The 7,558-nt window shown below is 72.6% G+C and carries 9 protein-coding genes; all 9 read left to right on the top strand.

Annotation, left to right across the window (positions count from 1 at the left end; translation table 11 throughout):
• The coding region (locus tag BN344_RS07460) for a hypothetical protein (protein ID WP_208091979.1) at positions 1-472 on the top strand (472 nt) is incomplete at its 5' end.
• A gap of 76 nt (positions 473-548) precedes the next feature.
• Positions 549-1,049 carry a MarR family winged helix-turn-helix transcriptional regulator gene (locus BN344_RS07455; protein WP_040337553.1) on the top strand — a complete coding sequence of 167 codons (501 nt, stop codon included), beginning with the start codon at positions 549-551 and terminating at the stop codon, positions 1,047-1,049.
• A 133-nt stretch (positions 1,050-1,182) separates the two neighbouring features.
• Positions 1,183-2,157, top strand: coding sequence for a tripartite tricarboxylate transporter substrate binding protein (locus tag BN344_RS07450; protein WP_040337552.1), 975 nt, complete (start codon positions 1,183-1,185; stop codon positions 2,155-2,157).
• A gap of 49 nt (positions 2,158-2,206) precedes the next feature.
• Positions 2,207-3,196, top strand: a complete 990-nt coding sequence (locus tag BN344_RS07445; RefSeq protein WP_040337551.1) for a Bug family tripartite tricarboxylate transporter substrate binding protein — start codon at positions 2,207-2,209, stop codon at positions 3,194-3,196.
• Positions 3,197-3,269: 73 nt separating this feature from the next.
• Positions 3,270-3,719 (top strand): tripartite tricarboxylate transporter TctB family protein, encoded by a 450-nt coding sequence (locus tag BN344_RS07440; protein ID WP_040337550.1) that lies wholly within the window; start codon positions 3,270-3,272, stop codon positions 3,717-3,719.
• Positions 3,719-5,374, top strand: coding sequence for a tripartite tricarboxylate transporter permease (locus tag BN344_RS07435; RefSeq protein ID WP_040337549.1), 1,656 nt, complete (start codon positions 3,719-3,721; stop codon positions 5,372-5,374). The genes BN344_RS07440 and BN344_RS07435 overlap by 1 nt, the downstream gene beginning before the upstream one ends.
• A 77-nt stretch (positions 5,375-5,451) precedes the next feature.
• A complete protein-coding gene (locus BN344_RS07430; RefSeq protein WP_040337548.1) occupies positions 5,452-6,117 on the top strand; it encodes a 3-oxoacid CoA-transferase subunit A in 666 nt (221 codons plus the stop codon).
• A complete protein-coding gene (locus tag BN344_RS07425) occupies positions 6,114-6,791 on the top strand; it encodes a 3-oxoacid CoA-transferase subunit B (protein WP_040337547.1) in 678 nt (225 codons plus the stop codon). The genes BN344_RS07430 and BN344_RS07425 overlap by 4 nt, the downstream gene beginning before the upstream one ends.
• 73 nt (positions 6,792-6,864) lie before the next feature.
• Positions 6,865-7,558: glycosyltransferase family 2 protein (locus BN344_RS07420; protein ID WP_040337546.1), on the top strand; the 694-nt coding region annotated here is incomplete at its 3' end.

Genomic DNA, 7,558 nt, shown 5'->3' with positions numbered 1-7,558 from the left:
CACCCCGCCGACGGCCCCCGTCCCCCCGTCGTCCCAGCGGCCGCCGTCGGGCACGCCCTCGACGGGCGCTCCGCCGAGCGCGGGCGACCAGCAGGCACGAGCCGCGAGCGAGGCGATCCCGGCCGGCGGCACGATCCGCCTGCGGATGGACGGCTTCGTGCCGGGCGAGCAGGTGACGGTCACCCTGCAGTCGACCGGCGAGCGCCTGGCCTCGGCCACCGCGGGCGACGACGGCTCGGTCACCGCGCAGGTGCGGATCCCGGCCGGGACCGCGCCCGGCCCGGCGTCCCTCGGCGTCCAGGGCGACCGGTCCGCCGGCGTCACCGACGTCCCGCTGCAGGTGGCCGGCGCGGTCGCCGAGGCGCCCGACGAGACCACCGGGCTGGTGCCGCTGCTCGCCGCAGCCGCGCTGGCCGCCACCGGCATCGCGACGCTGACGGCCGGCGCGCGGCGCCGGCCCGACCGCCCCTGAGCGGTCCGCGACCCGCCGGAGCGCGACCCGCCCGGGACGCGGTTTCAGGGCTCCCGGATCAGGGGAGACCCGCCCCGTGCAACGGTCCGAGGACGCGCTCGCGCGCGGGATCCCCCGGGATCCCGCCGCTCTTCCCGGAGTCGCTCCCCGCCCCGCCGAGACGTGGCTGCGCATCGTGCAGGTGCACGACCGCATCACCCGGCGGGTGGACTCGGCCCTGCACCGGCAGCACGGCATCTCCCTCACCGGCTTCGAGGCGCTCCGGCGGATCGCCGAGTCGCCGGGTCAGCGGGCCTCGATGGGGGAGGTCGCGGAGGCCCTGGGGCTGTCGCGGCCCGGGGTCACCAGCACCGTGAACCGGCTGGTGGCCGACGGCCTGGTGCTGCGCGAACGGGGCGACAGCGACCGGCGCCTGCTGCACGCGACGCTCACCCCCGCCGGCCGGCAGCGGGTCGAGGAGGCCGCGCAGACCCACGACGACCTCGTCGCCCACCTCCTCACCCTGCTCGGGAACGACGCCGTCGTCGTCACCGACGCCCTCGCCCGGGTCTCTGCCGCGGCGCGTTCCCGCCACTGAGACCGGCGCGGGACGGACCGGTCCCGATCGTTGCCGCTTCGTTGCCGATCGACGCTGTCCGCGTTGCTGACCTGTGCTTCCATGGTGTGACCTCGGTCACACGAGGGTGGCAGGTTCGCGGGAGGAGACGGCGATGCGACGGGCTCCGTGCAGTGCCCCGGTGCTCCTGCTCGTGGCGGTCGGCGCGCTCGCTGGTTGCGGGGACGACGGCGGCGACGGCGGCTCGGGCGACTACCCCAGCGCGGACATCCGGTTGCTGGTGCCCTACGCCGCGGGCGGCCCCACCGACCTGACCACCCGCACCGTCGGCAGCTGCTTGGAGTCCGAGCTGGATGCCACGGTGATCGTGGAGAACCTGCCGGGCGGGTCGGGCGCCCTGGCCACCACCGAGCTCATCGGCGCCGAACCCGACGGGCACACGCTGTCCCTGGTCACCGCCGGCACGATGGTGCTCACCCCGCTGGCCAACGAGGTCGGCTACACCTACGAGGACATCACCCCCATCGGCGTCATGGCCGAGGTGCCGTCGGTGCTGGCCGTCGGCGAGAACTCCCCGTACGCATCCGCGGAGGACTTCGTCGAGGCGGCCGAGGCCGACCCCGGCACGCTGAACGTCGGCGTCCCCGGCGCCTCGACGCCCCAGGGCATCGAGCTCCAGCGCCTCGCCGACGAGCACGACGTCGAGGTCACCGTCGTCCCGTTCGACGGCAATGCGGAGATGACCGCCGCGCTGCTCGGCGGCAACGTCGACGCCGTCCTGATCAACGCCTCCACCGACGTCGTCGAGAACATCGAGTCCGGCTCCTTCGTCCCGCTCATCGCCTCGTCGGAGGAGCGGCTGGAGTGGCTGCCGGATGTGCCGACCTTCACCGAGCTGGGCTTCGAGGGTCTGACGCTCTCGGGCTCCACCTTCGGCCTCGCCGGCCCGGCGGACCTGCCCGACGACGTCGTCGCGACCCTCGAGGACACCCTGCGCTCCTGTCTGGAATCCGACGAGGTTCGCGAGGGCATCGGCGTGGAGTACGTGCCGGAGGAGTTCGGCGACGCCGACCAGCTGGCCGAGGTCCTCGAGCGCACCCAGGAGGTCTACGAACCGATCCTCGGCTGACCGAGACCGCCCGACTCGTTCCGCACGCCCAGCAACCCGGAGGACCACCATGCCCCACATCCGACGGACCGCACCGGCCCTGATCGCGGCGTCCGTGCTGATCCTCGCCGCCTGCGGCGACGACGAGGGTGGTGGATCGGGCGGCGGTGACGCGTCCGACTACCCGAACGACGACATCAACCTCTACGTGCCCTACGCGGCCGGCGGCCCGACCGACCTCGCCGCGCGCACCATCGGGAGCTGCCTGGAGGAGGAGTTCGGGCAGACCGTGATCGTGGAGAACCGGGAAGGTGCCTCTGGCTCCATCGGCATGCAGGCGATGCTGGCGGGTGGGAGCGACGGTTACACGCTGTCCCTGATCGCGGTGCCGGCGACCGCCACCAACCCCCTGCAGGGGGAGGACGTGGGCTACACCAACGAGGACTACATCCCGATCGCGGCGGTCACCGAGATCCCGTCCGTGCTCGCGGTCGGCGAGAACTCCGAGTTCAGCGACGCGGAGGCGTTCTTCCAGTACGCGGAGGAGAACCCGGGCGACCTCAACGTCGGGGTCCCCGGCACGACGACGTCCCAGGCGATGGAGCTGCGGCGCATGGCCGAGGAGTACGACGTCGAGCTGACCCTCGTGCCGTTCACCGGCAACGCCGAGATGACCGCGGCGCTGCGGGGCGACAACGTGGACGCGGTCTTCATCAACAGCTCGCAGGACGTGCTGGACAACATCGAGACCGGCGCCTTCGTGCCGCTGGCCGTCAGCACCCCCGAGCCGGTGGACTACATCGACGCGCCGACGCTGGCCGAATCCGGGTTCCCCGAGCTGACCAACAGCGTCTCGGTGTTCGGCCTCGCGGCACCGGCCGAGACCCCGGACGACATCATCAGCACCCTCGAGGACGCGGTGAGCACGTGCCTGGAGGACGAGGCCACCATCGAACGGCTGGGCGAGCAGTACGTGCCCGACGAGTTCGTCGGCACCGATGCCTTCCAGGAGCGCATCCAGGAGATCGTCGACGTCTACGGCCCGATCCTGCAGGACTGATCGTCGCCGCGGGGCCCGGTTCGTCGCCGGGTCCCGCCGCACGCCGGCCCTCACCGCACCGACCGGGAGACCGATGTCGAAGCACCTGTACCGGATCGCGCCGCTCCTCCTGCTGCTGTTCGGCATCACGGCGATGCTGCAGGCCAACAGCCTGTCGCTGGGTGAGCTGCGGTCCCCGGGGCCGGGGCTGTGGCCCTTCATCGTCGCCGGGCTGCTCACGCTGACCGCCGCGGTGCTGCTGGTCATCGACGACCCCGCCGACTACGAGCCCTGGACCCGCGGCACCGTCGGCATCGGCCTCGGCCTGCTCAGCCTGGGTGTGTTCATCGTCCTCTTCGAGCAGCTCGGCTTCGTGCTGCCGGCGGTGCTCATGCTGCTGGTCTGGCTGCGACTGTTCGCCCAGGAGCCCTGGCGCCTGGCCCTGCCGCTGGCCGTCGTCGGCGCGCTGGCATTCCACTTCGTCTTCGTGGAGCTCCTGGGCGTGCCCTTCCCGGACGACGTCCTGCTCGGGCTGGGCAGCTGATGGGCACCTTCGAAGGCCTCGGCGAGGGCTTCTCCGTCGCACTGGATCCGACCAACATCCTGTACGTCTTCCTGGGCGTGCTGATCGGCACGGTCATCGGCGTCCTCCCCGGGCTGGGCCCGACGGCGACGATCGCGCTGCTGCTGCCGATCACCTACGAGCTCGAGCCGGTGACCGCGGTGATCCTGCTGGCCGGGATCTACTACGGCTCGATGTACGGCGGCACGATCACCTCGGTGCTGCTGCGGCTGCCCGGGGAGGCCGCCTCGGTGGTGACCGTCTTCGACGGCCACCAGATGGCCAAGCAGGGCCGCGCCGGCCCGGCCCTGGGTATCGCCGCGGTCGGCTCCTTCATCGGGGGCACGATCGCCGTCGTCGGCCTGGTCCTGCTGGCCCCGCCGCTGGCCGACCTGGCGGTCCGGGCCGGGCCGCCGGAGTACGTGGCGCTCACGGCCTTCGGCATCCTGCTGGTCACCTACCTGGGCACGCGGCACCCGGTGAAGAGCCTGTGCATGGCCGCGCTGGGGTTGCTGCTGGCGACCATCGGACAGGACGCCATCACGGGCACCACCCGGTTCACCTACGACCAGATCGAGCTGTTCGACGGGCTCAACTTCGTGGCCGTCGCGATGGGCCTGTTCGGCGTCGGTGAGGTCCTCCACAACCTGGAGAAGACCGAGAAGGTCGAGGTCCTCAAGTCCAAGCTCAAGAACATCTGGCCCACGCGCAAGGACTTCCGGGACTCCTCGGGCGCGATCGCCCGCGGCTCGGTCCTCGGGTTCGTCCTCGGCGTGCTGCCCGGTGGTGGCGGCGTCATCTCCTCGATGGCCTCCTACGGCGTGGAGAAGCGTCGCGCCAAGGACCCGAGTCGGTTCGGCAAGGGCGCCATCGAGGGCGTCGCCGGCCCGGAGACGGCGAACAACGCGTCGTCCACCGCGGCATTCATCCCGCTGCTCACCCTCGGCATCCCGCCCAACGTGGTCCTCGCGCTCATCTACGGCGCGCTGCTCCTCAACGGCGTCCAGCCCGGCTCGCAGCTGATCGACAACAACCCCGAGATCTTCTGGGGCGTCATCGCCTCCATGTTCATCGGCAACTTGATGCTGCTGGCCCTGAACATCCCGCTGGTCGGCATCTTCGTGCAGCTGCTGCGCGTGCGGGCCGGGATCCTGGCCGCCTTCGCGCTGCTCATCACGATGGCCGGCGTCTTCTCCGTCAACAACGACGTCTTCGACATGTGGGTCGTGCTGGTGTTCGGCCTCATCGGCTGGCTGATGAAGAAGACCGGCTTCGAGCCGGGCCCGCTGGTGCTCGCCTTCGTGCTCGGCGCGATCCTCGAGCGCGCCTTCCGCCAGTCGATGCTGCTCTCCGGGGGATCGTTCGACATCTTCGTCACCCGGCCCCTGTCGGGCGGCCTGTTCGCCGTGATGGCGCTGGTCGTCGTGGTCAGCACGGTGGCCGGCATCCGGCGGCGGCGGAACCGCAGCCGGCTGCCCGCCCTGGGCGAGGACGAGCTGGAGGCGACCGGGATGCGGGCCGAGCCCGAGGGCACCGCGGGCGTGGCGGCCGCCGACGGCACCGAGCGGGGTGCCGACGACGGCGGCTCGCCGCGCGCGGGCGGTGGCAGCACCCGCATCGATTCCGACCGGCCCTGAGCCGCGGCCCCGCGGGGGGCTGGTGCAGAGTGGGCGGAGCCGGGCGCGGGCCCGACCGAGCGCAGGGAGAGTCGTAGTTGATCGACAAGCGGGTCGGGTCGCTGCCCGAGGCGGTCGCCGGCATCGAGGACGGCGCGACGGTGTTCGTCGGCGGGTTCGGCAACTCCGGCATCCCGGTGGAACTGGTGCACGCCCTGCTCGACGAGGGCGCCCGCGACCTCACGCTGGTCACGAACAACGCCGGCAGCGGGGAGAGCGACGTCGCCGCTCTGCTGCGTGAGCACCGGGTCCGGAAGATCATCTGCTCGTACCCGAGGTCCAGCGGGTCGATCTGGTTCGAGGAGCGCTACCGGGCCGGGGAGATCGAACTGGAGCTCGTGCCGCAGGGCACGCTCAGCGAGCGGATGCGCGCGGCGGGGGCGGGCCTCGGCGGCTTCTTCACCCCCGCCGGTGCCGACTCCCTGCTCGCCGAGGGCAAGGAGGTGCGCATGATCAACGGACGGCGGCACGTCTTCGAGGAGCCGCTGCACGGCGACGTCGCCCTGATCAAGGCGCGCCAGGCCGACCGCTGGGGCAACCTCGTCTATTCCACCGCGGCGCGGAACTTCGGCCCCACCATGGCCACCGCCGCGACGACGACCGTCGTGCAGGTGCGCGAGTTCGTCGAGCTGGGCGACCTGGACCCCGAGTGCGTCGTGACCCCCGGCATCTTCGTCGACCGGGTCGTGGAGGTGCCGGCATGACCGGCCCCCGGCTCTCGCTGACCGAGATGGCCCGCCGGGTCGCCCGCGACATCCCCGACGGCGCCTACGTCAACCTCGGCATCGGCATGCCCACGCTCGTCGGCGACGTCGTCTCGCCCGACAAGGAGATCGTCTTCCACAGCGAGAACGGCATCCTCGGCATGGGCCCGGCCCCGGCACCCGGCGAGGGCGATCCCGAGCTCATCAACGCCGGCAAGCAGCCGGTCACGCTCGTGCCCGGCGGCTCGTACTTCCACCACACCGACTCGTTCATGATGATGCGCGGCGGCCACATCGACGTGACGGTGCTGGGCGGCTTCCAGGTGTCCGAGCGGGGCGACCTGGCCAACTGGGCCACCGACGAGGTCGGCCACCCGCCGGCGGTCGGCGGCGCCATGGACCTGGCGGTCGGCGCGAAGCGGGTGCTGGTCCTCATGACGCACACGACCAAGGACGGCCGGCCGAAGATCCTGCACCAGTGCACGTTCCCGCTCACCGCGGCGGCCGTGGTGGACCGGATCTACACCGAGCTGGCCGTCATCGACGTCGTCCCCGACGGGCTCGTGGTCCGCGAGATGGTGGCCGGGCTGTCCCGCGACGAGCTGCAGGCGCGTACCGGCGCCCGCCTCGGCTACGCCGACGACGTCGTCCCGCTGGACCCTGGCCAGGGCTGACGGCCCGCAGCGGTTCCGGGACGCTTCGAGCCCGTAGTGTTTCCTCCCCTGTGAGGAGGGGCACGCCCCGACCATGCTCGCGGGTTGCACCGTGGTGGTGCCCACGATCGGGCGGCCCTCGCTCGACGTGCTGCTCGACGCGCTCGCGTCCCCTCCCGGTCCGCGCCCCGCCGAGCTGATCCTGGTCGACGACCGCCGCACCGGGGAGCCGCTGCGGGTCGAGCGCCCCGGGCTGCCGCCGGTCCGGGTCCTGCGCACCGGAGGCGGCGGGCCCGCCCGCGCCCGCAACCTCGGCTGGCGCAGCGCCCGTACGGAGTGGGTCGCCTTCCTCGACGACGACGTCGTCCCCGACGCGGACTGGTACCGGAAGCTGGCCGACGACCTGTCGGGGCTGCCACCCGACGTCGCCGGGAGCCAGGGCCGGGTCCGCGTGCCGCTGCCGAGCCACCGCCGGCCCACCGACTGGGAGCGCGGCACCGCCGGGCTGGCCACCTCGAGCTGGATCACCGCCGACCTCGCCTACCGGCGCAGCGCGCTCTCGGCCGTCGGCGGCTTCGACGAGCGCTTCCCCCGGGCCTTCCGCGAGGACTCCGACCTGGCGTTGCGGGTGATGGACACCGGCGCCCGGCTGGTGCGCGGGGAGCGGTGGATCACCCACCCGGTGCGGCCGGCCGACCGGTGGATCAGCGTCCGCGTGCAGGCCGGCAACGCCGACGACGTCCTCATGCGGCGGCTGCACGGCCCCGACTGGCGGCAGCGGGCCGATG

The organism is Candidatus Blastococcus massiliensis AP3 (assembly GCF_000582785.1).
GTDB lineage: Bacteria > Actinomycetota > Actinomycetes > Mycobacteriales > Geodermatophilaceae > Blastococcus > Blastococcus massiliensis.
The sequence above is the reverse complement of the archived record's forward strand: the minus strand, read 5'-3'. Positions and strand labels throughout refer to the sequence as shown.